Below are 23,123 nucleotides of genomic sequence, written 5' to 3' on the forward strand. Positions count from 1 at the left end.
CCGCCGGCCGGCCCGAACGCGAGAAGGGGCGCCGGCCCTCGCCGACGCCCCTTCCCTGATCCAGCCGCCGCCCGGTCAGTGCGGCAGCAGCGCCGTCCCCGCCGGGTCGCCCGAGGCCGGCTTGGAGGGCGTGACCTCCTCCGGCTCGATCCAGTCGATCGGCTCCGGCCGGCGCACCAGGGCCTGGGCGATCACCTCGTCCACATGGGCGACGGGGATGATCTTCAGGGCCTTGCCGACGCTGTCCGGGATATCGGCCAGGTCCTTCTCGTTCTCCTTCGGGATGAAGACGGTGCCGACGCCGGCGCGGAGCGCCGCCAGCAGCTTCTCCTTCAACCCGCCGATCGGCAGCACCCGGCCGCGCAGCGTGATCTCGCCGGTCATGGCCACGTCCTTGCGGACAGGGATGCCCGTCAGGATCGAGACGATGCTCGTCGCCATCGCGATGCCCGCGGAGGGCCCGTCCTTCGGCGTCGCACCCTCGGGCACGTGGACGTGGATGTCCCGCTTCTCGAAGATGTTCGGCTTGATCCCGAAGGTCGTGGCCCGGCTGCGGACATAGGACACCGCGGCCGAGACGCTCTCCTGCATGACGTCGCCGAGCTTGCCCGTGTGCTTCACGGCGCCCTTGCCGGGCAGCAGCACGGACTCAATCGTCAGGATCTCGCCACCCACCTCGGTCCAGGCGAGGCCGGTGACGGCACCCACCATGTCCTCGGCCTCGGCCTCGCCGTAGCGGAACTTCCGCACGCCGGCGTACTTGCCGAGGTTCTCGTCGGTGATCTCGACCTTCGTCGCCTTGCCCGAGACGATCTCGCGCACGGCCTTGCGCGCCAGCCCGCCGATCTCCCGCTCGAGGTTACGGACGCCGGCCTCGCGCGTGTAGTAGCGCACCAGGTCGCGCACGGCCTCGTCGGTCACGCTCCACTCGCCGGCCTTCAGCCCGTTCGCCTCGGAGACCTTGGCGATCAGGTGGCGCCGCGCGATGCCGATCTTCTCATCCTCGGTGTAGCCGGGGATGCGGATGATCTCCATGCGGTCCAGCAGCGGCTGGGGCATCTTCAGCGAGTTGGCGGTCGTGATGAACATCACGTCCGACAGGTCGTAGTCCACCTCGAGGTAGTGGTCGTTGAAGGTGCCGTTCTGCTCTGGGTCCAGCACCTCCAGCAGCGCCGAGGACGGGTCCCCGCGCCAGTCGGCGCCGAGCTTGTCGATCTCGTCCAGCAGGAAGAGCGGGTTGGAGCTCTTCGCCTTCTTCATGCCCTGGATGACCTTGCCCGGCATGGAGCCGATATAGGTCCGCCGGTGGCCGCGCACCTCCGCCTCGTCCCGCACGCCGCCGAGCGACATCCGGACGAAGTTGCGGTTCACCGCCTTGGCGATCGACTTGCCGAGCGAGGTCTTGCCGACGCCCGGGGGCCCGACGAGGCACAGGATGGGCCCGCGGATCTTCTGGCTGCGCGACTGCACCGCCAGGTACTCGATGATCCGCTCCTTGACCTTCTCCAGGCCGAAGTGGTCGGCGTCGAGCACCTTCTGCGCGGCCTCCAGGTCAATCCGCACCTTCGTGCGCTTCTTCCAGGGGATGGTCAGCATCCAGTCGAGGTAGTTGCGGACGACGGTCGCCTCGGCCGACATCGGCGACATGCCGCGCAGCTTCTTCAGCTCGCCCATCGCCTTCTCGCGCGCCTCGGCGGAGAGCTTGGTGGCCTTGATCTTGGCCTCGAGCTCCGCGACCTCGTCCTTGCCCTCCTCGCCCTCGCCCAGCTCCTTCTGGATCGCCTTCATCTGCTCGTTCAGGTAGTACTCGCGCTGGGTCTTCTCCATCTGCCGCTTCACGCGGTTCCGGATGCGCTTCTCGACCTGAAGGACGCCGATCTCGCTCTCCATGTGGGCGAAGACCCGCTCGAGCCGGGCGGGCACGCCCACCGTCTCCAGCAACTCCTGCTTCTCGGCGATCTTGAGGTTCAGGTGGGCCGCCACCGTGTCAGCGAGCTTTGCCGGCTCCTCGATCTGGTTGATCGAGACGAGGACCTCGGGGGCGATCTTCTTGTTGAGCTTGATGTAGCCCTCGAACTGACTCACCACCGAGCGGCTGAGCGCCTCGACCTCGCGGGGCTCGGGCGCCTCCTCCTCGATCGTCTCGGCGAAGGCCTCGAAATGGGTGCCGGTCTCCTTCCAGCCGACCACGCGCGCGCGGCGGCCGCCCTCGACCAGCACCTTCACGGTGCCGTCCGGCAGCTTGAGGAGCTGGAGCACGGTCGAGACCGTGCCGACCTCGAACAGGTCCGTCGCGCCGGGGTCGTCCTGGGCGGCGTTGCGCTGGGCCAGCAGGAGGATCTGCTTGTCCTCCCGCATCACCGTCTCCAGCGCGCGGACAGACTTCTCGCGCCCGACGAAGAGCGGGACGATCATGTGGGGAAATACAACGATATCGCGGAGGGGAAGGACGGGCAGCGCCTCGCCCTTGATCAGCTCCACATCAGAATCCGCCATCGGGACCTCACTTGGACAGTCGGCGCGGGACCGCCCCAAACGGGCACGGCCCCTTGCCACGGGGGAGTGCCCTATGTGGTACCGGGGCGCCCCTCTCACAACAGCGGACCCCGCAGCAGGAGAATGGCGCCCCGGTGAAAGGGACATAGCAAGAATGATGCCTCTCCCGAGGGAGAGAGGCCGCCCGGCGGGGACGGCCCGCCCGGCTAGGCGCTAGTCTGCTCCGCCGGTCGTTCACCGTAGATGAACAGCGGCTGCGCCCGCGTCTCGGCCACCTCCTTGTTGACGACAACCTCCTCCACCTCGTCGAGGCCCGGAAGCTCGAACATGGTGGAGAGAAGGATGCCCTCCATGATGGAGCGCAGGCCGCGGGCGCCCGTCTTGCGCTGGATGGCGCGGGTGGCGACCGACTTCAGCGCGTCCTCGGTGAAGGTGAGCTTCGTCCCCTCCATCTCGAACAGCCGCTGGTACTGCTTCAGCAGGGCGTTCTTCGGCTTCGTCAGGATCTCGATGAGGGCCTTCTCGTCGAGATCCTCGAGCGTCGCGATCACCGGCAGGCGCCCGATGAACTCGGGGATGAGGCCGAACTTCAGCAGGTCCTCGGGCTCCACCTCGCGCAGGATCGCGCCCTGGCGGCGCTCGTCCGGCCCCTTGACGTCGGCCCCGAAGCCGATCCCCGACCCCTTGCCCTTCGCCGCGATGATCTTCTCGAGCCCCGCGAAGGCGCCGCCCACGATGAAGAGGATGTTGGAGGTATCCACCTGCAGGAACTCCTGCTGGGGATGCTTCCGGCCGCCCTGGGGCGGCACGGAGGCCACGGTGCCCTCCATGATCTTCAGCAGCGCCTGCTGGACGCCCTCGCCCGACACATCGCGCGTGATCGAGGGGTTGTCCGACTTGCGGGAGATCTTGTCGACCTCGTCGATGTAGACGATGCCGCGCTGGGCCCGCTCCACGTTGTAGTCCGCGGACTGGAGGAGCTTGAGGATGATGTTCTCGACGTCCTCGCCCACGTAGCCCGCCTCGGTCAGCGTGGTCGCGTCGGCCATGGTGAAGGGCACGTCGAGGATGCGGGCCAGCGTCTGGGCCAGCAGCGTCTTGCCCGAGCCCGTCGGGCCCACGAGCATGATGTTACTCTTGGCGATCTCCACCTCGCCGGTCTTGGCGCCGTGCGCCAGCCGCTTGTAGTGGTTGTGCACGGCCACCGAGAGCACCTTCTTCGCGTGCTCCTGCCCGATGACGTAGTCGTCGAGGACCTTGCAGATCTCCTTCGGCGTCGGCACCCCGTCCCGGGACTTCACGAGGTGCGTCTTGTGCTCCTCGCGGATGATGTCCATGCACAACTCGACGCACTCGTCGCAGATGAACACGGTCGGGCCCGCGATGAGCTTGCGCACCTCGTGCTGCGACTTCCCGCAGAACGAGCAGTACAGGGTATTCTTCGAATCGGCGGATTTGCTCATGCGCGCTCCTCGCCCCCGGGCCGGCCATACGGCGCGACAGGGGCGTTTAGGGGGCAGAATAACCCCGCCCTCCCCCCGGGGGAAGCGCGGGACGAAATCGTGAAGGCCGCCCCGTCCCAGCGCCAGCCGGCCGGCCCGGGGCTCTCCCGGGCCGAATCGGCGCGGCGCGGCGCGGGTCCGGGGGCACCCATCAGGGCCGCGGCGGCTCCACCGCGGGGGTCGCGACATTCGCGCCCGCGGGCAGCTTCACCACCACCTGGTCGATCAGGCCGAACTCCTGGGCCTCCTCGGCGGACATGTAGCTGTCGCGCTCGAGCTTCTTCTCGATCTCCTCGATCGGCTGCCCGGTGTGGTGGACATAGATCTGGTTCAGGCGCTTGCGGAGGCTGAGGATCTCGCGGGCCTGGATCTCGATGTCCGTCGCCTGCCCCTGGGCGCCGCCGGAGGGCTGGTGGACCATGATCCGGCTGTTCGGCAGGGCGAATCGCTTGCCCTTCTCGCCGGCGGTAAGCAGCAGGGACCCCATGGAGGCCGCCATGCCGAGGCAGACCGTGGACACGGGGCTGCGGATGTACTGCATGGTGTCGTACATCGCGAGGCCCGCGGAGACCACGCCGCCGGGGCTGTTGATGTAGAAGGCGATGTCCTTGTTGGGGTTCTCGCTCTCCAGGAACAGCAACTGGGCGCAGATCAGGGACGACATCTGGTCGTAGACCTGACCCGTCAGGAAGATGATCCGCTCCTTCAGCAGGCGCGAATAGATGTCGAAGGCGCGCTCCCCGCGGGCGGTCTGCTCGACCACCATGGGAACGAGGTTGTTGTACAGTTCCACCGGATCGCGATCGACGAATACTGAGCGAGTCATCGTTTGTCCTTCCCCGCCGGCGAGGAGGCGCGTCCCCGATGGCACTGCCCGGAGGGACACCCGGCCAGGCCGCGGCGTCCGCCCGGCCCACTTCGCCGGCATTCTTCAAACCCCAAGATGGGGCAAGCCGCCCCCCCGCGAAAGGGGGGCGGAGCCGGTATTCAACCCGTGACCGTCGGCCCGGCCCAGAGGAGGCCCCGGAGAGGGGGCCCGGGCCGCTCCTCAGGCCGCCTGGAGGTCCGAGGCCGAAACGGTCGTGTCCGTCACCTTGGCCAGCTCGAGCATGAAGTCGACCACCTTCTCCTCGAAGATCGGCGCCCGCAGGTTCTCGAGCGCCTGCGGGTTCTTCTGGAAGAACTCGAAGACCTGCCGCTCCTGGCCGGGGTAGCGGCTCGCCTCGGTCCGCATCGCCTGGGCCAGCTCGTCCTGGGCGACCTGGATGTTGTTCGTGCGCCCGATCTCGGACAGTAGCAGGCCCAGCCGGATGCGCCGCTCGGCGATCTTCCGGTACTCGGCGCGCAGCGTCTCCTCGTCCTTGCCGGCGTCGTCGGCGTCCAGGCGGCCCGCCTTGCGGTCCTCCTCCACCCGGCCCCAGATCTGGCCGAACTCGGCCTCCACCATGCCCTCGGGTACCGGGAAGTCGGCGCGGTCGGCGAGCTGGTCGAGCAGGGAGCGCTTCACGCGCAGCCGCGTGAGCTGGTCGTACTCCCGCTGGATCGAGGCGCGCAGCTCGTCCCGCAGCTTCTCGGCGCTCTCGAGGCCGAGGGACTTGGCGAACTCGTCGTCCGCCGGGGCCGCGGAGCGCTTCTTCAGGGCCTTGGCCGTGATCTCGAACTCGGCGGGCTTGCCGGCCAGCTCGGCCGAGCCGTAGCCCTCGGGGAAGCTCACCCGCACCTTGCGGGTCTCGCCGACGCGGATCCCCTCCAGCCCCTCGGTGAAGCCGGGGATGAAGCCCTCGCCGCCGACGTCGATCGGCATGTCCTGGGCCGTTCCGCCCGGGAAGGCCTCGCCGACCACGGCCTCGTCGCCCTCGCCCTCGACCAGCCGGCCCACGAAGTCGGCGACCACCGTGTCGCCCTTCTCGGCCGGGCGCTCCTCGGTCACGTCCTCGAGCTTCGCGTTGCGCGACGCCAGCCCGTCCAGCGCCTTCTGCACCTCCTCGTCCGAGGGCTCGGCGCGCGGGCGCTCGATCTCGATCCCGGAGAAGTCCGGCATCGGGATCTCGGGCAGCAGCTCCATCTCGATGTTGAAGGATAGGTCCTGGCCATCGGCGAAGTCGCCCGCCAGCTCCACCTTCGGCTGCAGCGCCGGGCGCAGGCCGCGGCCGGTCAGCAGCTCGCGCGTCGCGCTCTGGACCTGCTCCTCCAGCACCTCGCCGGTGACGGCCGTGCCGTAGCGCTTCTTGACGACCGACATCGGCACCTTGCCGGGGCGGAAGCCGGGCATCCGCAGGTCGCGGCCCAGGGCTGCCAGCCGCTTGTCGCGCGTCGCCTCGATATCGGCCGCCGGCACAACCACCGAGAAGGACCGCTTCAGCCCCTCGGCCGAAAGCTCCGTCACCTGCATTCGCTCAGTTCCACATCCAAGACATTACAAAGGACAATCGGGGCGGCGCCGGGCTGGTTGGTGCGGGCGGAGGGATTTGAACCCCCACGGCTTGCGCCACTGGAACCTAAATCCAGCGTGTCTGCCAGTTCCACCACGCCCGCCTCGCGCAGGCACCGAAGGGGCGGGCCATAGCGCACCCGCGCCCGCTTTCCAAGCGGCGGCCGAATCGGGCCGCCCCGCCCGCGGTGCCGGACCCCGCCGGCCTCAGCCCCGGTCGAAGCCCCGCCCCGCCGCCCGCAGCGCCGCCGGCAGCCCCGCGACCACGTCCTCCGCCACCACCCCGGGGCCCGCCGGCACCGCCGCGCCCTGCAGCCAGACGGCGGCGCAGGCGGCCTCGAAGGGGGCCATGCCCTGCGCCAGCAGCCCGCCCAGCGTGCCCGCCAGCACGTCCCCCGTCCCCGCCGTGGCCAGGCTCGGCGGCGCGTTGTGGTTGATGGCGGCGCGCCCGTCCGGCGCCGCGATCACCGTGTCCGGCCCCTTCAGCACCACCACCACCCCCGTCCGCCAGGCGGCGTCCCGCGCGGCGGCGAGGCGGTCCGGCCCGGGCTCCCCGAAGATGCGCGTGAACTCGCCGGCGTGCGGGGTGAGCACCGCGGCCCCCCGCAGCGCGTCCGGCCGCCCCGCGCAGGCGCCGAGCGTGCCGGCATCGGCCACGATCGTCCGCCCGGCCCAGATCGCGGCGTCCAGCAGCTTGCGCGTGTCCCGGTCGGGCGCGAGGCCGGGGCCGATCACCCAGGTGCCGCGCCGCGCGTCCTCCAGCAGCGGGCGCACGGGCGGGCCGGCGACGATGATGCCGGGCTCCCCCGTCAGGAAGGCCGTGGCCGCCTCGGGCGTCTCGGCGGCCAGCGTCACCAGCCCCGCCCCCGCCCGGCGCGCGGCCGAGGCCGCCAGCCGCGCCGCGCCGGGCATGGCCCCCCCGGCCACCACGACGTGGCCGCGGTGGTACTTGTGCCCCCCCACCTCCGGCGCCGGCAGGCGCCAGAGGCCGGGCGCGTTGCGGAAGCTCCGGGGCTCGTCCCCCGCGAGCGCCTCGGCCAGCGCCGCCTCCGGCAGGCCGATATCTGCCAGGACCAGCTCCCCGCAGAGCGTCCGCCCCGGCAGCAGCAGGTGGCCGGGCTTCAGCCGCGCGAAGGTGACGGTGACCGCCGCCCCCACCACCTCCCCCAGCGGCTGCCCCGTCGCGCCGTCGAGGCCGCTCGGCACGTCGACCGCCAGCACCGGGCCGCCCGCCGCGCGCAGCACCGCCAGGGCCCCCCCGGGCAGCGGCCGGGACGGCGCGGCGCCGAGGAGCGCGTCGATCACGAGCCCGGCCCGCGCCGCCTCCGCCGGCTCGAAGGGCACGACCGGTCCCCGCCAGCGCGCCGCGGCCGCTTCCGCCGGCCCGCCCGGCCGGGGCGGCGCCAGGGCCGCCACGGCCACCCCCCAGCCCGCCTCCTCCAGCCGGCGGGCCGCGACGTAGCCGTCCCCCCCGTTGTTCCCCGGCCCGGCGAGCACGAGCACGCGCGCCCCGCGGAACCGCGCCGCCGCCTCCCGCGCGACGGCCAGCCCCGCCGCCTCCATCAGGCGCTCGACCGATACTGACGACGCCGCGTCCGCCCGCGCCATCGCGGCCGGCGAGAAGAGGTCCAGCGGCCAGGCGCTCGGGACGGACCGGCCGGGGGCGGGAAGGCCCGGCGCCGCCCCGCCGTCCGTGCCGCCGGGCTCCCGGCCGCGCTCCCTCACCGATCTGGCGCGGCGGAAGCCACCAGGGGGACGTTTTGTCATGCGATCAGGACGCTCACTCGCCGAAGTTGCCGAAGCTTACGCCCTGCCTCCGGAAAGGCGAGATGCCCCCTCCCCGGGAAGCCGGCTCGCCCGCTCGCGGCCGATACGCGCTAGGCTCGCCCCGAATCGGGTGGGGGTGCGGGCATGGCCTTCGTGGTGGCGGTGGCGCAGCGGAAGGGCGGGGCCGGCAAGTCGACCGTCGCGGCGAACCTCGCGGTAGCCCTGGCCGAGGCCGGCTTCAGCGCGGCCCTCCTCGACACGGACCCGCAGGGAACCCTCACCCGCTGGCACGCGCTACGGGGCCAGGCCGCCCGCGACCTCCATTTCGACAACCCCGCGGGCTGGCGCGTGCCCCAGGCCGTCACCCGGCTCCGGAAGGCCGTGGACTTCGTCGTCCTCGACACCCCGCCCCACGCGGACACGGACAGCCGGCTGGCCATGCGCTCGGCCGACCTCGTCCTCATCCCCCTCCAGCCCTCGGTCGCGGACCTCTGGGCCATGGAGGGCACGCTCGAGGTGGCGGCGGCCGAGAAGCGCTCCGTCGCCCTCATGCTCAACCGGGTGCCCGCGCAGGGCCGGGCGGCGCAGGAGGTGGCGGCGACGCTCGATCAGCGGAAGCTCCCCCTCCTCCCCTCCCCCTTCGGCAACCGCACTGCCTTCGCCGCCGCCTTCGCGGAGGGGCTCGGCGTCACCGAGCACGCCCCCCGCAGCCAGGCCGCCACCGAGGCCCGCGCCCTGGCCGAGGCCGTCCGTCGCGAGAGCGCCTAGCGGCCCCGGCGCGAAGCAGCCTAGCCCGCCCGCACGACCTCCGTCCGCCAGAGCGCGAGCCCCGCGCCGACGAGGACGAGGAACCCCGCCAGGTCCCACTCGTCCGGCACCTCCCCCCAGAGCAACACGCCGAGCGCCGTGGTCCAGAGGATCGCCGAGTACTCGAAGGGCGCGACCAGCGTCGTGTCCTCCGCCCGGTAGGCCGCGGTCATGAGCATCTGCGCCACGACCGAGACGAACCCCACCACCAGCAGCAGCCCCCATTGCAGCGGCGTCGGCCAGGTCCAGCCCGGGATCGCCGCGAGGCCCGTGGCGAGGGCGGCGCCGATGGCGAACCACAGCACGATGGTGATGCCGGACTCCCCCGCCTCCCCCATGCGGCGGATCGAGACCATGGCGCAGGCCCAGCCGAAGGCGCCGAGCAGCACCCCCCCGACCGCGCCGAGGTGCAGCGGCCCGCCGCCGCTCCCGGGCTGGAGCATCAGAAGCACCCCCCCGAAGCCTGCCAGCACCACCGCCACCCGCTGCCAGCCCACCCTCTCCCGCAGGACGACCACCGAGAGGGCCGTGAGGAAGAGGGGCATGGTGAAGTTGAGCGCGGTCACGGTCGCCAGCGGCAGCAGCGCGTAGCCGAAGAAGGAGCCGTACATGCCGACCAGCCCGCCCACCAGCCGCTCCAGGTGCCGGCGCGCGTGCCGCGTCCGCAGCGCGCCCCGCACCCCGCCCGGCGCCGACCGCGCCAGGAGGAACAGGACCGGCAGGGGCAGCAGGTTGCGGAAGAACACGAGCTCCGAGAGCGGCACGCCCCCCTGCAGCCCCTTCACCGCCGCCGCGGCCAGGGCGAAGAGGCCGGCCGAGCCGGTGACGCAGGCGATCGCCCGGACCCGCGCGGCGCGCGGGCCGGCGGTGCGGGACAGGGAGGGGTTCATGCGTGGGGCTTCGTGTGACCGTGCTGGGCGTGACCGCGCCGCCATTCTCCCCCCCGCCGCCCCGGCCGCAACCCCCGCGGGCGACCGTTCCGTCGCGCCGCCCCGCGCCCGCCTCCCACCTCCCCGCCGATTTCCCCCCCGCGGCCATCCGCGGTAGCGTCCCGCCCCCGATGACCGACCACGACGGCCCGCCCGCCCCGCCCCCGGCCCGGCCCGCCAACGCCCCGCCCGTGCCCCCGCACCCCCTCTACGCCCCCGAGGCCGACGACGTGGTCTGGGCCGGGCGCTTCCCGGTGCAGCGCGTGCGCTTCCGCTTCCGCAAGCGCGACGGCACCCTCTCCGGCCCCCTCACCTGGGAGCTGATGCGGCGCGGCCAGGGCACGGTCATCCTTCCCTGGGACCCCGTCTCGGACCGCATCGCCCTCATCGAGCAGTTCCGCCTGCCCGCCCTGGCCGCCGGCGAGGAGCCGCGCATGACGGAGCTCCCGGCGAGGCTCGTCGAGCCCGGCGAGGACCCGGCCGCGACCGCCCGGCGGGAGCTGGAGGAGGAGACCGGCCTCCGCTGCTCGCGCCTGGAGCCGATCGGCACCTACATGCTCATGCACGGCGCCTCGGACGAGCGGGTGCACTTCCAGCTCGCCCGCGTCGCGCTCGAGGAGGGCGCCGGCACGATCGGCGGCCTGGCCGCCGAGAGCGAGGAGACGGCCGTGGTCGTGGTGACGGCGGCCGAAGCCTTCGCCATGGTGGCGGAGAACCGGATCCGGAACGCCCCCGCGGCCCTTGCCCTGCTCTGGTTGCAGGTGAACCACGCCCGCCTGCGGGCGGAATGGACGAGATGATGCAGACCCAAGCCCTCTACCGCGACGACGCCTACGCCGCCGCCACCCCGGCCACCGTGATCGAATCCTCCGAGGCCGGCGTCCTCCTCGACCGCAGCGTCTTCTACCCCCGCGCCGGCGGCCAGCCCGGCGACACCGGCACGCTCGTGTGGGAAGGCGGCGCGATGCCCGTCGCCGACACCGTGAAGGCGTCGGACGGCTCCCCCCTGCACGTCCCCGCGCCCGGCGCCCCCCTGCCCCCGCCCGGCACGACGGTGGAGGCGCGCATCGACTGGACCCGCCGCCACCGGCACATGCGCATGCACACCACGCTGCACCTTCTCTGCGCGGCGATGCCCGGCATCTACGCCACCGGCAACCAGATCGGCGCCGAGAAGTCCCGCCTCGACTTCGACCTGCCGGAGCCGCCCACGAAGGAGTGGGTGACGGAAAAGCTGAACGAGCTCATCGCCGGCGACCACCCGATCGGCGAGCGGTGGATCACCGAGGCCGAGCTGGACGCCAACCCCGGCCTCGTCCGCACCCTCTCCGTCCAGCCCCCGCGCGGCGCCGGCCAGGTGCGCTTGGTCCGCATCGGCCCGGAGGACGCGCCGGTCGACCTCCAGCCCTGCGGCGGCACCCATGTCCGCCGCACCGGCGAGATCGGGCGCGTGGAGGTGCTGAAGATGGAGAGCAAGGGCAAGCAGAACCGGCGCATCCACATCGTGCTGGCGGAGGACACCCCATGAACGACCCCACGAATAGCCTCGTCTCGACGGAGTGGCTGGCCGCCGAGCTCGGCAAGCCCGACCTCGTCGTGCTCGACTGCACCCTCTTCCTGCCCAACGAGCCCGGCGACAAGTTCGAGGGCTTCCGCGCCGCCCACATCCCCGGCGCCCGCCTCTTCGACATCGACCTCTTCGCCGACCCCGACAGCGACCTGCCGCACATGGTCCCGACCCCCGCACGCTTCGCCAAGCTCGCGGGCGCGCTCGGCATCGCCAACGCCAGCCGCGTCGTCTTCTACGACCAGCACGGCCTGCGCGCCTCCGCCCGCGGCTGGTGGCTCATGCGCCTGATGGGCCACGAGAACGCCATGGTGCTCGACGGCGGCCTGCCGAAATGGAAGCGCGAGGGCCGCCCGACCGAGACCGGCGAGGCCACCCCCGCCCCGGCCGCCACCTTCGTGCCGGACTTCCGCGCCGACCGCCTCCGCGGCATCGGCGACATCAAGCGGATCGTGCGCCAGGGCGGCGGCGAGGCCCTGATCCTCGACGCCCGCGCCGCCGGCCGCTTCGACGGCACCGCGCCCGAGCCGCGCCCCGGCCTGCCCTCCGGCCACATGCCCGGCGCCGCCAACATCGCCTTCACCGAACTCCTGACGCCGGACGGCACCATGCTGCCCTCCGACGCGCTCCGCGCCCGCTTCGAGCGCGCGGGCGCGGACGGCGAGCGCCCGGTGATCCTCTCCTGCGGCTCCGGCGTCACCGCCTGCGTGCTGGCGCTCGGCCTCGTCCGCGCCGGCCTGCCCGAGGGCGCCGTCTACGACGGCTCCTGGACCGAATGGGCGCTGCGCCCGGAAACACCGAAGACCACGAAGGACGCCGCCTGATGGCTGATCCCACCGATAAGCAGCTCGGCTTCGCCACCCGCATGTCCCACCACGGGCGCGCGGGCGCCAAGGTGCACGGCTTCGTCAACCCGCCCGTCCACCGCGGCTCCACGGTGCTGTTCCCGGACTGCGAGAGCCGCAAGGCCGCCGCCAAGCAGCGCTACGAGCAGGTGCTCACCTACGGCACCGCCGGCGGCCCCACCCACCACATGCTCGAGGACATGATCGCCGAGATCGAGGGCGGCACCCGCGCCCTTATCGTCGGCACCGGCCTCGCCGCCGTCATGGTCCCGCTGCTGGCCTACCTGAAGGCCGGCGAGCACTGCCTCATGCCCGACAGCGTCTACGGCCCTGCCCGCAACCTCGCGGACGGCCTCATGAAGGGGTGGGGGATCGAGACGACCTACTACGATCCCACCGTGGACGAGGCGGGGATGCGCGCGCTCCTCCGCCCGAACACGAAGGTCGTCTACACCGAGAGTCCGGGCAGCCACACCTTCGAGGTGCAGGACATCCCCGCCCTCGCCCGCGCCGCCCACGCGGCCGGCGCCAAGGTGCTGATGGACAACACCTGGGGCTTCTACAACTTCCAGCCCTTCGAGCACGGGGTGGACGTCTCCATCCAGGCGCTGACGAAGTACGCGGGCGGCCACTCCGACGTCCTGCTCGGCAGCGTCGCCGTGAACACGCCCGAGGACTGGACGGTGGTGAAGACGGCCGCCAGCCAGCTCGGCCAGTTCGCAAGCCCCGACGACTGCTGGCTCTGCCTCCGCGGCCTGCGCACCCTGCCCGTGCGCCTGCGCGAGCAGGCCGAGGCCGGGCTCGTCGTCGCCCGCTGGCTGGAAGGGCGTCCGGAGGTGCTGCGCCTGCTGCACCCGGCGCTGCCCTCCCATCCCCAGCACGCCCTCTACGCCCGCGACTTCGCGGCGCCCTGCTCGCTCTTCGGCGTGGTGCTCCAGCCCCGCTACTCCGAGGCGGACGCGGAGGCGGTCTGCGACAACCTCGCCCTCTTCGGCATCGGCGCCTCCTGGGGCGGCTACGAGAGCCTGGCCCTGCCCACCGCGCCCTCCATCACCCGCACGGCGCGCGACCCGGGCCTCGGCGGCCCGGCCATCCGCATCCACATCGGCCTGGAGAACACCGAGGACCTGATCGCCGACCTCGCCCAGGCGCTGGACCGCCTGCCCCGCTGAGCCCGCCCGCCCCGTCCGGTCACGCCGGGCGGGGCGCCGCCTCCGCCGCCTCCGCCCGCTCCTGCCGCCGCCCGAGCCAGAAGCTGAGCCCGAGCCAGAGCACCGAGAGCGGCACCGCGACCACCGCGACCCCCGTCATCCCGAGCCCCAGCGCGGCCAGCCCCGCGTAGGACCAGGACCCCACCTGGTCGCCCCCGCGGTAGACCACCGTGTCGATGAAGTTCTTCGCCTTGTAGCGGTCCTCCCGCGGCACCGAGGTGAACAGCACCTCCCGCGTCGGCCGGGCGAGAGCGAAGTTGCTGACCCGCCGCAGCACCTGCACCGCGACGAACACCGCGACCGTCGGCGAGGCCGCCAGCGCCGCGAAGCCGGCCACGCTGAACAGCGGCAGCGCGCAGAGGGTGAGCGCGACCCCCAGCCACCCCATCAGCCGCCCCGTCAGGAAGAGCTGGAACACCAGCGTCAGCACGTTCACCCAGAAGTCGATGTCGGCGAAGAAGGCCGTGCGCGCCGCCCGGCTCGGGAAGTTCGCCTCGGCGATCGTCGCCTGCTGGAAGTAGAGGAAGGTGGAGGTGACGGAGTAGAAGAGGATGAAGAAGGCGATCCCCAGCAGGTAGGGCGAGCGGAAGGTGTGCGTCATCCCCGCGAAGATGCCGCCCCCCACCGCGCGGTGCGGGTCGTCCCCCGGCACCGGCCGCGCGAAGGCGTCGCTGATCCGCGACAGCCGGCGCGACGCCAGCACCGCCACCTCCAGCAGGAGGATGGAGGCGAGCAGCAGCCAGGTCTGCCCCACATGCTCCACGAAGCCCGCCGTCAGGCTCGACCCCGCGATCCCCCCCAGCGTCGCGCCCGCCGCCAGGAAGCCGAAGAGCCGCTTGCCCTGCTCCGCGTCGAAGACGTCCACCACGAAGGACCAGAAGACCGACACGACGAAGAGGTTGAAGACCGAGATCCAGATGAAGAAGGCCCGCCCGATCCAGACGTGCTGCTCGGGCGTGGCGAAGCCGAGCAGCGCCATGAAAAGCAGCAGGTTCAGCATGAAGAAGCGGTAGGCGATCGCGATGAAGCGCTCCCGCGGGAAGCGCCGCACGGCAAAGGCGAAGAGCGGGTTGACCGCCAGCATGGCCACCAGCGTGCCCGTGAACAGCCAGGGCAGGTTCCGCACCCCGCCCGCGACGCCCAGCTCGTCCCGGATCGGCCGCAGCACGTAGTAGGCGAGGAACAGCGCGAAGACGTAGAGCCAGGACCAGGCCAGCGCCCGCGCCTCCGCCGGCCGCACGTCGATCGCGCGCCGGAGCAGCCGGTAGGCCCAGCCCCCCTCCGCCGCCGCGCCAGGGAGCGCGGGGCGCGCCTCAGAGGGCATCGATGTATTGCTCCATCCGCCGCCGCAGCGCCGCGTCCGGCATCCGCCCCTGGGCGGCCTTCAGGTTGTCGTCAACGTAGCGCGCCTGCGCCATGCCCGGGATCGCGCAGGTCACGGCCTCGTGGGAGACGATGTACTTCAGCATCACCTGCGCCCAGCTCGTGCAGTCGATCTCCGCCGCCCAGTCCGGCAGCGGCCTTCCCTGCGTCGCCCGGAACACGCTGCCCCGCCCGAAGGGCAGGTTGATGAAGACCGCCATGCCCCGGTCCCGCGCCAACGGGATGATCCGCTCGGCCGCGTTGCGGTTGTCGAGCGCGTAGTCGATCTGGATCGAGTCGAGCGTCTCGCGCCGCATCATCGCCTCGAAGGCCTCGTACTGCCGGTCGAAGGAGGTGGTCGCGCCGAGGTAGCGGATGCGCCCCGCCGCCTTCAGCTCCCGCAGCGTCGCCAGCTCGTCGGCGATGTCGCGCAGGTTATGCACGGCGATAAGGTCGATCCGGTCCGTCCTGAGGTTGCGGAAGCACCCCTCGATCTGCGCCCGCCCCTGCTCCTTGTTGTCCACCGCGACCTTCGTGCAGACGAACATGGAGGGCCGGATGCCGAGGTCCGCCATCAGCCCGCCCATCACCGGCTCGGCCACGCCATAGGTCGGCGAGGTGTCGAGCACCGTGCCGCCGAGCTGGTGGAACCGCCGGAAGGTCTCCCGCAGCGGCGCGAGGTCCTCCTCGGTCTTCGCGTCCTCGTAGCGGCGCGCCGAGCCGAGGCCGACCACCGGGATCATCTCGCCGGAGGAGGGAATCGGCTTGCGGAGGAGTTCCGCCGGCGCCGCCGCCGGCTGGGCCGCGGCCCCCGGGGGCAGGGCCAGGGCGGCCCCGGCGGAAAGGCCTGCCGAGAGAAGGCTGCGGCGGCTGGCTTGCATGGCGTCGTCTCCCCGGGGAGCGGGCCGCGGGATGCGGCCTGCGGCGTCGTGCCGGGCGCGAGGTTTGCGCGGCCCGCCGCCTGGGTCGATACCGGTCCGGGCAAAAAACGCTCAGCCCGCCGCGGCGCAGCTCCCGCAGGTCCCCTCGACCTCCACCGTCGCCCGCACCGGGCTGAACCCCGCCGCCCGGGCCGCGGCCGCGACGGCCCGCGCCACCGTGTCGTCCGACAGCTCCGCCGTGCGCCCGCACTTCCCGCAGATGAGGAACTGGTGGGGATGGTCGTGCTCGTGCCCGTGGGGCGCCTCCATGCAGGGCAGGAAGGCGTTCAGCCGCTCGATCCGGTGGATCAGCCCCTGGGCCATCAGGAAGTCGAGCGCGCGGTAGACCGTCGGCGGCGCCGCCCCCGGCCGCTCGGCGCGCAGCCGGTCGAGCAGCGCGTAGGCGCCGACGGGCTGCCCCGCCTCCAGCACCATCTCCAACACCCGCCGGCGGAGCGGCGTGAGCTGCACGCCGCGGCGAAGGCAGGACTCCTCGGCCTCGCGAAGGGCCTCGGCCGCGAGCGGGGCTTGGGGGTGGTCGCCGTGGGGCATCCGGTCCTCGGGGCGGCGCGCATGGAAGGGGGCCGCCGCGACCCCCTATATAGTCGGCATGGCCGAACCGCCCAACCTCGCCCCTGCCCCGCCGACCCGCCCCGCCGCCCTGCCGGCCTGGCACCCGCCCTCCCCCGACGCCCGCGCCGCCTTCGTCGCCGCGCTCCGGCCGGACGAGAAGGGCCTCGTCGCCGCCATCGCCCAGGCCGAGGGCACGGGGGAGGTGCTGATGCTCGCCTGGATGAACGCCGAGGCCGTCGCCGAGACGCTCGAGACGGGGCGGGTGACCTACTACAGCCGCTCCCGCCGGAAGCTCTGGCGCAAGGGCGCGACCTCGGGCCAGGTGCAGCACCTGCTCGACCTCCGCCTCGACTGCGACGGCGACGCGCTGCTCGCGACCGTCCACCAGGAGGGCGTCGCCTGCCACACGGGCCGCCGCTCCTGCTTCTCCTGGGGCCTGGCCGGGGAGGCGGTCGCGCCGCTCGAGCCCGTCCTGCAGGACCCGGCGCGCCTTTACGGCCGGGAGGGCTGAGGCCGCCCCGCCCGACCCCGCCGGGGTGAGGATCCCGCCCCGCCGGATTGACGGCCCGGACGGGGCGGCGCTTCCCTGGCCGCTCCGCCACGGAAGGACCGCCCCATGCCCCTGACCATGCCGGAGGAGCTCATCCTCCTCATGCTGGACGACCGCAGCGGGCGGCTGAACGAGCCCGCCGGCCCCGCCTCGGGCGACGCCGTCGCCTGCGCCATCCTCGGCGAGCTCGCGCTGCACAAGCGCCTCGAGACCGCCCCCGGCCGCCTCTTCGTGACCGACCCGACGCCGACCGGCGACCCCCTCCTCGACCCCGTCCTCGCCCGCATCGCCGCCGACCCCGGCCCGGCGCCAGGAGAGGGCGGGCCGCACGACAGCCGCTGGTGGATCGAGGCGCTGGGCCTCGAGGCCGAGGGCTTCCGCGAGGCCATCCTCGCCCGCCTCGTCGCCCGCGGCATCCTGCGGGAGGAGGAGGGGCGGTTCCTGTGGATCTTCCCCGAGCGCCGCTACCCCGCGGTCTCCGACAAGGAGGAGCGCGAGGTGAAGGCCCGCCTGACCGGCGTGATCTTCGACGACCACACGCCCGCCCCGCGCGACAGCCTCCTCATCGGCCTCGCCCGCGCCGCCGGCCTTCTGCCCCTCATCCTCGCGCCCGACGCGCTGGAGGCGGCCGAGCCGCGGATCGCCGAGGTCGCCGACCTCGATGAGCTGAGCCGCTCCCTCGGCAACGCCGTGCGCGACATCTTCGTGGAGATGGCCCGCTACGCGCCGATGATGTGAGGCCGCCTCAGCCGAAGCGGAGCTTCATCGCCAGGATGTAGGCGGACAGGACCAGCGTGGCCGCGTTGGCCAGGATGATCCCGTTGCTGCCGATCAGCAGCCCGTAGGCGAGCCAGAGGCCCACGCCGGTGGTGAAGAGCAGCAGCATGGGCGTGGAGAGGTCGCTCGCCGAGCGCGTGCGGTGCGTCCGCAACACCTGGGGCACGAAGGCGATGGTGGTGAGCACCCCCGCGACCACGCCCAGCCACTCCACCCCGTCCATCGCCCGCCCCCGCGCGCCGCGCCGCCCCGGGACTCCGGGGCGCTTTCCCTGGCGGCCGCCCCCGCCTATGCATCAGCCCATGCCCGAAATCCACCGCCCTCCCACGGGGCCGGCATGACCCTCGTCTACGTCGTGGCCGGCGAGTCCTCCGGCGACGTCCTCGGCGCCCGGCTCGTCGCGCGCCTGCGCGAGGCGCGGCCGGACCTCCGCTTCGCCGGCATCGGCGGCGAGCGCCTGGCCGAGGCCGGAATCGAGAGCCTCTTCCCCATGCGCGAGCTCGCGCTGATGGGCCTGCTCGAGGTGCTGCCGAACATCCGCGCCCTCGCCCGGCGCCTCGACGAGACCGTCGCCGACATCGCCGCCCGCCGCCCCGCCGTCCTCGTCACCATCGACAGCCCGGGCTTCGCGCTCCGCGTCGCGGCGCGGGTGCGGCCGCTCGGCATCCCCGTCGTCCACTACGTCGCCCCGCAGGTCTGGGCCTGGCGCCAGGGGAGGGTGAAGCGGATGGCCGGCCGCATCGACCGCATCCTCGCCCTGCTGCCCTTCGAGGCCCCCTTCTTCGAGCGCGCGGGCATCCCCGTCACCTTCGTCGGCCACCCCGTGCTCGAGAGCGGCGCCGACGCCGGCGACGCCGCCCGCTTCCGCCGCCGCCACGGGATCGCCGAGGGCGAGAGGGTGGTCCTCGTCATGCCCGGCAGCCGCCGCACGGAGGTCGGCCGGCTGCTGCCCATCTTCGGGGAGACGCTCCGCCTCGTCGCCGGCCGCCACCCGGGCCTGCGCCCCGTCGTGCCGCTGGCCGGCCCCGTGGAGGAGGCGGTGCGGGACGCGGCCGCCGGCTGGACCCCCGCGCCGATCCTCGTCCGCGACCTCGCCGACAAGCACGACGCCTTCGCCGCCGCCGAGGCGGGCCTGATCAAGTCCGGCACCTCCTCTCTCGAGGTCGCGATGGCCGGTGTGCCAATGGTGGTCGGCTACAAGCTCAACCCCGTCACCGGCTGGCTCATCCGCCGCATGGCGAAGGTGAAGTACGCGAGCATCGTCAACCTCCTCGCCGACGCCCCGGTCATCCCGGAGCTCCTGATCGAGGATTGCCGCCCTCCCCTCCTCGCGGAGGCGCTGGGCCGCCTCCTCGCCGGCGAGGGCGTGGCCGAGCAGCGGGAGGGCTTCGCCCGCGTCATGTCGCTCCTCTCGCCCCCCAGCGGAGGCAGCCCGAGCGAGGCGGCGGCGCGGGCGGTGCTGGCGACGGTCCGCGCCTGAACGCAGGAAGGGCCGCGGCTTCCACCGCGGCCCCCCTGCTCCACCCAACCCGCGCGGTTCAGACGCGCGGCTTGCCCGTCGTGCCAGAGGTCGTGCCGGTGGTCGTGCCGGTGGTCGTGCCGCTCGTGCCCGTCGTGGTCCCGGCGGTGCGGTCGTCCTCGACCTCCACCTCGGTGTGGCGGACGGTGTCGGTCACGTTCTGCGTGCGCTCGCCGACATCCTTGCGGATGACCAGCTCCTCCTTCACGCGCGCCTCCTTGGCGACGACCGCCTCCTCGGAGTGCTCCACCGCGTCGATGACGCGCTCGCGGAAGGCGTCGTCGGCGGCCGAGAGCGGCTGGTCCACCACGCGGCGCTCGATCGAGACGTGCTCGTCGCGCAGCGTCACGCTCTCGCTGACCGGCGTCTCGACGATGTAGGAGCGGACGCGGACCCGGCCGCGATCCATCTCGCGCTTGCCGACGCGCAGGCGCTCCTCGACGACCGGGATGCGCTCCTCGTTCGTCGTGCTCGCGCCCGTCATGCGGTCGCCCGTCGCGCGCTCGCCCGTCATCCCGGTCTGCGGCATCGCCGCGCCCGTGCCGACGGCCGGGGTGGCGGTGCCGCCCATGCTCGCCGCGCCGACCGCGCCCGTGGTGCCCATCCCGCCAGACATGCTGTCGGCGGAGCCGCTCCAGCCGGACGCGCGCCACTCGGCCTCGCGGCTGTCGAGATCGACGGCGCCATGCGCCTCGAAGACGTCGAGCGCGTGGTCGACCACGCTGTCGTCGACCTGGGCCGAGACGACAAAGCCGCCGCGGCGAATGCCCTCCGCATAGGCCTGACGATCCTCGTCGGCGATGAAGAGGTCCTTCAGCGAGGCCCAGAAGCCGGTCTCGCCCGTGCCGGTGCCGCCCGCCCCCTCGGTGTTGCCGTGGATCGAGATCTGACTGGAGTCGATGCCGTCATGCGAGCGAAGATGGGAGACGACGGCCTCCGCCTCGGAGCGACTGTCGAAAAGGCCGGTGATCGTGCGGGTCATGCGTGCATTCCTTCTTGGCTGCAACTGGCTTTGCTTGAAACGGGATGGGACGCCCTGGCTTCAGGAGCCGGACGGCTCCGGCACCGCGGGGATGCGCTCGACCGCGGCGTGCTGCACCCGGCGCGTCGCCGGCTGCTCGAACGACTTGTCCTCGTCGATCATCCGGACGTGGATCTCCTCGCGCAGAACAAGGCGCTTCTCGACGACGAGAACCTCCTCCACAACGGGAATGATCATCACGTCCCCTTCCTGTCGCACGGCGGGGGCCTCGGTGACAGTGTGGCCCATGGGACGTCGCTCCACCTCGGCCCGGCGGCTTCGGAGCGTCGCGCGGAGAACCTCGTCCACCACCTCCGTGGTGAGGGCCACGCGCACGCGTCCCGTCTCCACCTGCCGCTTCCCGAGCAGGAGAGTTTCCTCGACGAGAGGAACGACGGTCTCGGCAGGAGCCTCATACGTCATCGCAACCTCACCCCGGACCGTTCTGAAAACGGGGGACTCGCGAGGGGGTTGCGGCGCCGGCCGGAAAAGTCGGGCGGTCAGGCGGCCCGCGTCACACCGCGTGCCGCTTCGGCCGGGCCTTGCGGCGAAGCTCCATCAGGTCCGCCTCCTCCCGCACCGCGCTGCGAAGGATCGCCTCCTGCCCCCAGCGGTACTGCGGCGGGCAGGCCGTCCGCACGCCGTAGCGCGCGGCCGCGTTCATGGTGAAGGCCGGGTCCACCAGGTGCGGCCGCGCCAGCGCCACGAGGTCCGCGCGCCCCGCCGCCAGGATGGTGTTCACCTGGTCGGCCGAGGTGATGCTGCCCACGCACATGGTCGCGACCTTCGCCTCGTTGCGGATCATGTCGGACCAGGGCACCTGGAACATCCGCCCGTAATGCGGCGCGCTGCCCGCCACCGTCTGCCCCGTGGAGACGTCGAGCAGGTCGCAGCCCTCCTCGGCGAAGGCGCGGGCGATGGCCAGGGTCTCCGCGTCGGTCACGCCGCCCTCCGCCCAGTCCGTCGCGGAGACGCGCACGCTCATCGGCTTGTCCGACGGCCAGGCGGCGCGCAGCGCGCGATAGACCTCCAGCGGGTAGCGCAGCCGGTTCTCGAGGCTCCCGCCATAGGCGTCCTCGCGGCGGTTGAGCAGCGGCGAGAGGAAGCTCGCCATGAGGTAGCCGTGGGCGCAGTGGAACTCGAGCATGTCGAAGCCGGCCCGCGCGCCCCGCGCCGCGGCCTGCACGAAGTCGTCGCGCACGCGGTCCATCTCGGCCCGCGTGATCGCGCGCGGCACCTGGCTGTTCGGGAAATAGGGAATGGCGCTCGCGGACACGATCGGCCAGCCGCCCTCCGGCAGGGGCTGGTCCATCCCCTCCCACATGAGCTTCGTGGCCCCCTTCTGCCCGGCATGGCCGAGCTGCAGCGCAATCCGGCTGCCGCCATGCGCGTGCACGAAATCGACGATCCGCTTCCAGGCGGCCTCCTGCGCGTCGTTCCAGAGTCCCGTGCAGCCCGGCGTGATCCGCGCCTCCGGCGAGACGCAGGTCATCTCCGTGAAGATCAGCCCCGCGCCGCCCGTCGCCCGCGCGCCGTAGTGCATCAGGTGCCAGTCGTCGGGCAGTCCGTCCGTCGCGGAGTACTGGCACATCGGCGCCACCACCACGCGGTTCGGAAGCTCCATGCCGCGCAGCCGGAAGGGCTGGAACATCGGCGGCGCGCCCTTCACCGCCGGCAGGCCCTGCCCGCGCACCTCCTCCTCGAACAGCGCGCGCGATTCCTCCACGAACTCCGGCGCGCGGAGGGTGAGGTTCTCCCAGGTGATCGCCTTCGAGCGCGTCATCACCCCGAAGGCGAAGCGCGCCGGCGGCATGTCCCAGAAGCGCGCGACGTGCTCGAACCAGACGAGCGACACGTCCGCCGCGTGCTGGATCTTCTCCACCTCCTCGCGCCGCCCGCCCTCGAAGCGCGCCAGCGCCTCCTCCACGGTGCCGCCGCGCATGAAGGCGGCGTGCAGGTGGATGGCGTCCTCCATCGCGAGCTTCGTGCCGGAGCCGATGGAGTAGTGCGCCGTCGCCTTCGCATCCCCCAGCAGCACCACCTTGCCCTTCGACCACCGCGCGCAGCGCATCATCGGGAACTGCCGCCACAGGCTGCGGTTGGTAATGAGCCGGTGGCCCTCCAGCTCCTCCGCGAAGACCTCCTCCATGAAGGCGGCGCTCCTCTCCTCGCTCATCGCGCCCAGCCCCGCGCGCTCGAAGGTCCCGGGATCGGTCTCCAGCACCCAGGTGCTCGCGCCCCGCTCGTACTGGTAGCAATGGGCGATGAAGATCCCTTCCGGCCGCTCCTTGAAGAAGAAGGTGAAGGCGTCGAAGGGCCGGGTGCTGCCCATCCAGGCGAAGCGGTTGGGGCGCAGGTCCACGGTGGGCTGGAAGTGCTCGAGGTCGCGCGCCCGTACGGGGCTGTTGATGCCGTCCGCCGCCACCACCAGATCCGCGTCCGGAAAGTCCTCGGGCATGGCGTCCCGCCCGAACTCCAGCTCCACGCCCAGCGCCCGCGCCCGCTCCTGCAGCAGCATCAGCAGGGTGCGGCGCGAGCAGCCGCAGAAGCCGTTGCCGCCGATCCGGTGCGCCGCCACCTCGTTGCCGCGCTTGGCCACGATCTCGATGTCGTCCCAGTAGGCGAAGGCGCCGGTGATGGCCTCGTAGGATTCCCGGTCCGCCCGCTCGAAGGTCTCCAGCGTCTGGTCGCTGAACACCACGCCGAAGCCGAAGGTGTCGTCGGCCCGGTTGCGCTCCACCACCGTGATCCGCGCCTCCGGCCGGTCGCGCTTCATCAGGATGGCGAAGTAGAGCCCGGCGGGGCCGCCGCCGATGACCGCGATCCGCATGGGAAATCTCCTGGGC

General features: G+C 72.6%; 21 protein-coding genes and 1 tRNA gene. 8 read left to right on the forward strand and 14 right to left on the reverse strand.

The genetic code is table 11. From position 1 onward, the window contains the following. Positions 1 to 75: 75 nt before the first annotated feature. The 6 genes from lon to EAH89_RS01605 all read right to left on the reverse strand — a co-directional run bounded on the left by lon (position 76) and on the right by EAH89_RS01605 (position 8,196). The gene (gene lon, locus EAH89_RS01580) at positions 76 to 2,496 is read right to left on the reverse strand and encodes an endopeptidase La (protein ID WP_140881001.1); all 2,421 of its coding nucleotides are present in this window, start codon (positions 2,494 to 2,496) and stop codon (positions 76 to 78) included. A 206-nt stretch (positions 2,497 to 2,702) separates the two neighbouring features. After that, a complete protein-coding gene (gene clpX, locus EAH89_RS01585) occupies positions 2,703 to 3,959 on the reverse strand; it encodes an ATP-dependent Clp protease ATP-binding subunit ClpX (RefSeq protein WP_140881002.1) in 1,257 nt (418 codons plus the stop codon). A gap of 190 nt (positions 3,960 to 4,149) precedes the next feature. Continuing rightward, complete coding sequence (gene clpP, locus EAH89_RS01590) at positions 4,150 to 4,824, reverse strand: ATP-dependent Clp endopeptidase proteolytic subunit ClpP (RefSeq protein ID WP_140881003.1); 675 nt, start codon at positions 4,822 to 4,824, stop codon at positions 4,150 to 4,152. 222 nt (positions 4,825 to 5,046) lie between these two features. Next, complete coding sequence (gene tig, locus EAH89_RS01595; RefSeq protein WP_140881004.1) at positions 5,047 to 6,390, reverse strand: trigger factor; 1,344 nt, start codon at positions 6,388 to 6,390, stop codon at positions 5,047 to 5,049. A gap of 58 nt (positions 6,391 to 6,448) precedes the next feature. After that, a tRNA-Leu gene (locus EAH89_RS01600) sits at positions 6,449 to 6,533 on the reverse strand. 103 nt (positions 6,534 to 6,636) lie between these two features. Continuing rightward, on the reverse strand, positions 6,637 to 8,196 hold the full coding sequence (locus EAH89_RS01605; RefSeq protein WP_241666790.1) for an NAD(P)H-hydrate dehydratase: 1,560 nt from the start codon (positions 8,194 to 8,196) through the stop codon (positions 6,637 to 6,639). Positions 8,197 to 8,340: 144 nt separating this feature from the next. Between EAH89_RS01605 and parA the strand changes: the two genes are divergently transcribed. Further along, complete coding sequence (gene parA / locus EAH89_RS01610) at positions 8,341 to 8,964, forward strand: ParA family partition ATPase (protein WP_140881005.1); 624 nt, start codon at positions 8,341 to 8,343, stop codon at positions 8,962 to 8,964. Positions 8,965 to 8,984: 20 nt separating this feature from the next. Here parA and EAH89_RS01615 read toward each other — a convergent pair whose 3' ends face one another. Next, entirely contained in the window at positions 8,985 to 9,893 is a 909-nt protein-coding gene (locus EAH89_RS01615; protein ID WP_140881006.1) for a DMT family transporter, read from the reverse strand. Positions 9,894 to 9,895: 2 nt separating this feature from the next. Between EAH89_RS01615 and EAH89_RS01620 the strand changes: the two genes are divergently transcribed. The 4 genes from EAH89_RS01620 to metC are packed head-to-tail and all read left to right on the forward strand — an operon-like array spanning position 9,896 to position 13,516. Further along, complete coding sequence (locus tag EAH89_RS01620) at positions 9,896 to 10,732, forward strand: NUDIX domain-containing protein (RefSeq protein WP_241666791.1); 837 nt, start codon at positions 9,896 to 9,898, stop codon at positions 10,730 to 10,732. Continuing rightward, positions 10,729 to 11,460: an alanyl-tRNA editing protein gene (locus tag EAH89_RS01625; RefSeq protein ID WP_456306476.1), complete on the forward strand. Its 732-nt coding sequence runs from the start codon at positions 10,729 to 10,731 to the stop codon at positions 11,458 to 11,460. Before EAH89_RS01620 ends, EAH89_RS01625 begins: the two co-directional genes overlap by 4 nt. Continuing rightward, positions 11,457 to 12,323, forward strand: coding sequence for a sulfurtransferase (locus EAH89_RS01630; protein WP_140881008.1), 867 nt, complete (start codon positions 11,457 to 11,459; stop codon positions 12,321 to 12,323). Before EAH89_RS01625 ends, EAH89_RS01630 begins: the two co-directional genes overlap by 4 nt. Next, entirely contained in the window at positions 12,323 to 13,516 is a 1,194-nt protein-coding gene (gene metC / locus EAH89_RS01635; protein WP_194152291.1) for a cystathionine beta-lyase, read from the forward strand. The genes EAH89_RS01630 and metC overlap by 1 nt, the downstream gene beginning before the upstream one ends. A 19-nt stretch (positions 13,517 to 13,535) precedes the next feature. On the opposite strand, the gene EAH89_RS01640 is transcribed toward metC, so the two are convergent. The 3 genes from EAH89_RS01640 to EAH89_RS01650 all read right to left on the reverse strand — a co-directional run bounded on the left by EAH89_RS01640 (position 13,536) and on the right by EAH89_RS01650 (position 16,389). Beyond that, positions 13,536 to 14,879 carry an NTP/NDP exchange transporter gene (locus EAH89_RS01640; RefSeq protein ID WP_140881009.1) on the reverse strand — a complete coding sequence of 448 codons (1,344 nt, stop codon included), beginning with the start codon at positions 14,877 to 14,879 and terminating at the stop codon, positions 13,536 to 13,538. After that, a complete protein-coding gene (locus EAH89_RS01645; protein ID WP_140881010.1) occupies positions 14,869 to 15,798 on the reverse strand; it encodes an aldo/keto reductase in 930 nt (309 codons plus the stop codon). Before EAH89_RS01645 ends, EAH89_RS01640 begins: the two co-directional genes overlap by 11 nt. A gap of 111 nt (positions 15,799 to 15,909) precedes the next feature. Continuing rightward, positions 15,910 to 16,389, reverse strand: a complete 480-nt coding sequence (locus EAH89_RS01650; protein ID WP_140881011.1) for a Fur family transcriptional regulator — start codon at positions 16,387 to 16,389, stop codon at positions 15,910 to 15,912. A gap of 58 nt (positions 16,390 to 16,447) precedes the next feature. Here EAH89_RS01650 and hisI point away from each other — a divergent pair, with 58 nt between their 5' ends. Further along, positions 16,448 to 16,921: a phosphoribosyl-AMP cyclohydrolase gene (gene hisI / locus EAH89_RS01655; protein WP_140881012.1), complete on the forward strand. Its 474-nt coding sequence runs from the start codon at positions 16,448 to 16,450 to the stop codon at positions 16,919 to 16,921. Between the two features lie 105 nt (positions 16,922 to 17,026). Then, positions 17,027 to 17,698, forward strand: coding sequence for a GOLPH3/VPS74 family protein (locus EAH89_RS01660; protein ID WP_140881013.1), 672 nt, complete (start codon positions 17,027 to 17,029; stop codon positions 17,696 to 17,698). A 7-nt stretch (positions 17,699 to 17,705) separates the two neighbouring features. Here the strand turns inward: EAH89_RS01660 and EAH89_RS01665 are convergent, their stop codons facing one another. Next, complete coding sequence (locus EAH89_RS01665; protein WP_140881014.1) at positions 17,706 to 17,960, reverse strand: SemiSWEET family sugar transporter; 255 nt, start codon at positions 17,958 to 17,960, stop codon at positions 17,706 to 17,708. A 114-nt stretch (positions 17,961 to 18,074) separates the two neighbouring features. On the opposite strand from EAH89_RS01665, the gene lpxB reads away from it, so the two are divergent. Then, on the forward strand, positions 18,075 to 19,217 hold the full coding sequence (gene lpxB / locus EAH89_RS01670) for a lipid-A-disaccharide synthase (RefSeq protein ID WP_140881015.1): 1,143 nt from the start codon (positions 18,075 to 18,077) through the stop codon (positions 19,215 to 19,217). Between the two features lie 58 nt (positions 19,218 to 19,275). On the opposite strand, the gene EAH89_RS01675 is transcribed toward lpxB, so the two are convergent. From EAH89_RS01675 to EAH89_RS01685, 3 genes are all read right to left on the reverse strand, one after another. Continuing rightward, positions 19,276 to 20,238 (reverse strand): YsnF/AvaK domain-containing protein, encoded by a 963-nt coding sequence (locus EAH89_RS01675; protein WP_140881016.1) that lies wholly within the window; start codon positions 20,236 to 20,238, stop codon positions 19,276 to 19,278. Between the two features lie 60 nt (positions 20,239 to 20,298). Further along, a complete protein-coding gene (locus tag EAH89_RS01680; RefSeq protein ID WP_140881017.1) occupies positions 20,299 to 20,700 on the reverse strand; it encodes a DUF2382 domain-containing protein in 402 nt (133 codons plus the stop codon). Between the two features lie 91 nt (positions 20,701 to 20,791). Then, positions 20,792 to 23,107: a bifunctional salicylyl-CoA 5-hydroxylase/oxidoreductase gene (locus EAH89_RS01685; RefSeq protein ID WP_140881018.1), complete on the reverse strand. Its 2,316-nt coding sequence runs from the start codon at positions 23,105 to 23,107 to the stop codon at positions 20,792 to 20,794. Positions 23,108 to 23,123 lie beyond the last annotated feature (16 nt).

This window comes from Muricoccus nepalensis, from assembly GCF_006438825.1.
GTDB classification, from domain to species: domain Bacteria; phylum Pseudomonadota; class Alphaproteobacteria; order Acetobacterales; family Acetobacteraceae; genus Roseomonas; species Roseomonas nepalensis.

What these genes read in the sequence shown, in the direction of transcription:
- lpxB (WP_140881015.1), top strand. Translation starts at nt 18,075, where the DNA reads ATGACCCTCGTCTACGTCGTGGCCGGCGAGTCCTCCGGCGACGTCCTC.
- EAH89_RS01640 (WP_140881009.1), bottom strand. Translation starts at nt 14,879, where the DNA reads ATGCCCTCTGAGGCGCGCCCCGCGCTCCCTGGCGCGGCGGCGGAGGGG.
- EAH89_RS01605 (WP_241666790.1), bottom strand. Translation starts at nt 8,196, where the DNA reads ATGACAAAACGTCCCCCTGGTGGCTTCCGCCGCGCCAGATCGGTGAGG.
- EAH89_RS01650 (WP_140881011.1), bottom strand. Translation starts at nt 16,389, where the DNA reads ATGCCCCACGGCGACCACCCCCAAGCCCCGCTCGCGGCCGAGGCCCTT.
- EAH89_RS01630 (WP_140881008.1), top strand. Translation starts at nt 11,457, where the DNA reads ATGAACGACCCCACGAATAGCCTCGTCTCGACGGAGTGGCTGGCCGCC.
- EAH89_RS01685 (WP_140881018.1), bottom strand. Translation starts at nt 23,107, where the DNA reads ATGCGGATCGCGGTCATCGGCGGCGGCCCCGCCGGGCTCTACTTCGCC.
- EAH89_RS01660 (WP_140881013.1), top strand. Translation starts at nt 17,027, where the DNA reads ATGCCCCTGACCATGCCGGAGGAGCTCATCCTCCTCATGCTGGACGAC.
- clpX (WP_140881002.1), bottom strand. Translation starts at nt 3,959, where the DNA reads ATGAGCAAATCCGCCGATTCGAAGAATACCCTGTACTGCTCGTTCTGC.
- EAH89_RS01615 (WP_140881006.1), bottom strand. Translation starts at nt 9,893, where the DNA reads ATGAACCCCTCCCTGTCCCGCACCGCCGGCCCGCGCGCCGCGCGGGTC.
- EAH89_RS01645 (WP_140881010.1), bottom strand. Translation starts at nt 15,798, where the DNA reads ATGCAAGCCAGCCGCCGCAGCCTTCTCTCGGCAGGCCTTTCCGCCGGG.
- tig (WP_140881004.1), bottom strand. Translation starts at nt 6,390, where the DNA reads ATGCAGGTGACGGAGCTTTCGGCCGAGGGGCTGAAGCGGTCCTTCTCG.
- hisI (WP_140881012.1), top strand. Translation starts at nt 16,448, where the DNA reads ATGGCCGAACCGCCCAACCTCGCCCCTGCCCCGCCGACCCGCCCCGCC.
- lon (WP_140881001.1), bottom strand. Translation starts at nt 2,496, where the DNA reads ATGGCGGATTCTGATGTGGAGCTGATCAAGGGCGAGGCGCTGCCCGTC.
- EAH89_RS01665 (WP_140881014.1), bottom strand. Translation starts at nt 17,960, where the DNA reads ATGGACGGGGTGGAGTGGCTGGGCGTGGTCGCGGGGGTGCTCACCACC.
- clpP (WP_140881003.1), bottom strand. Translation starts at nt 4,824, where the DNA reads ATGACTCGCTCAGTATTCGTCGATCGCGATCCGGTGGAACTGTACAAC.
- EAH89_RS01680 (WP_140881017.1), bottom strand. Translation starts at nt 20,700, where the DNA reads ATGACGTATGAGGCTCCTGCCGAGACCGTCGTTCCTCTCGTCGAGGAA.
- EAH89_RS01675 (WP_140881016.1), bottom strand. Translation starts at nt 20,238, where the DNA reads ATGACCCGCACGATCACCGGCCTTTTCGACAGTCGCTCCGAGGCGGAG.
- EAH89_RS01625 (WP_456306476.1), top strand. Translation starts at nt 10,729, where the DNA reads ATGATGCAGACCCAAGCCCTCTACCGCGACGACGCCTACGCCGCCGCC.
- parA (WP_140881005.1), top strand. Translation starts at nt 8,341, where the DNA reads ATGGCCTTCGTGGTGGCGGTGGCGCAGCGGAAGGGCGGGGCCGGCAAG.
- metC (WP_194152291.1), top strand. Translation starts at nt 12,323, where the DNA reads ATGGCTGATCCCACCGATAAGCAGCTCGGCTTCGCCACCCGCATGTCC.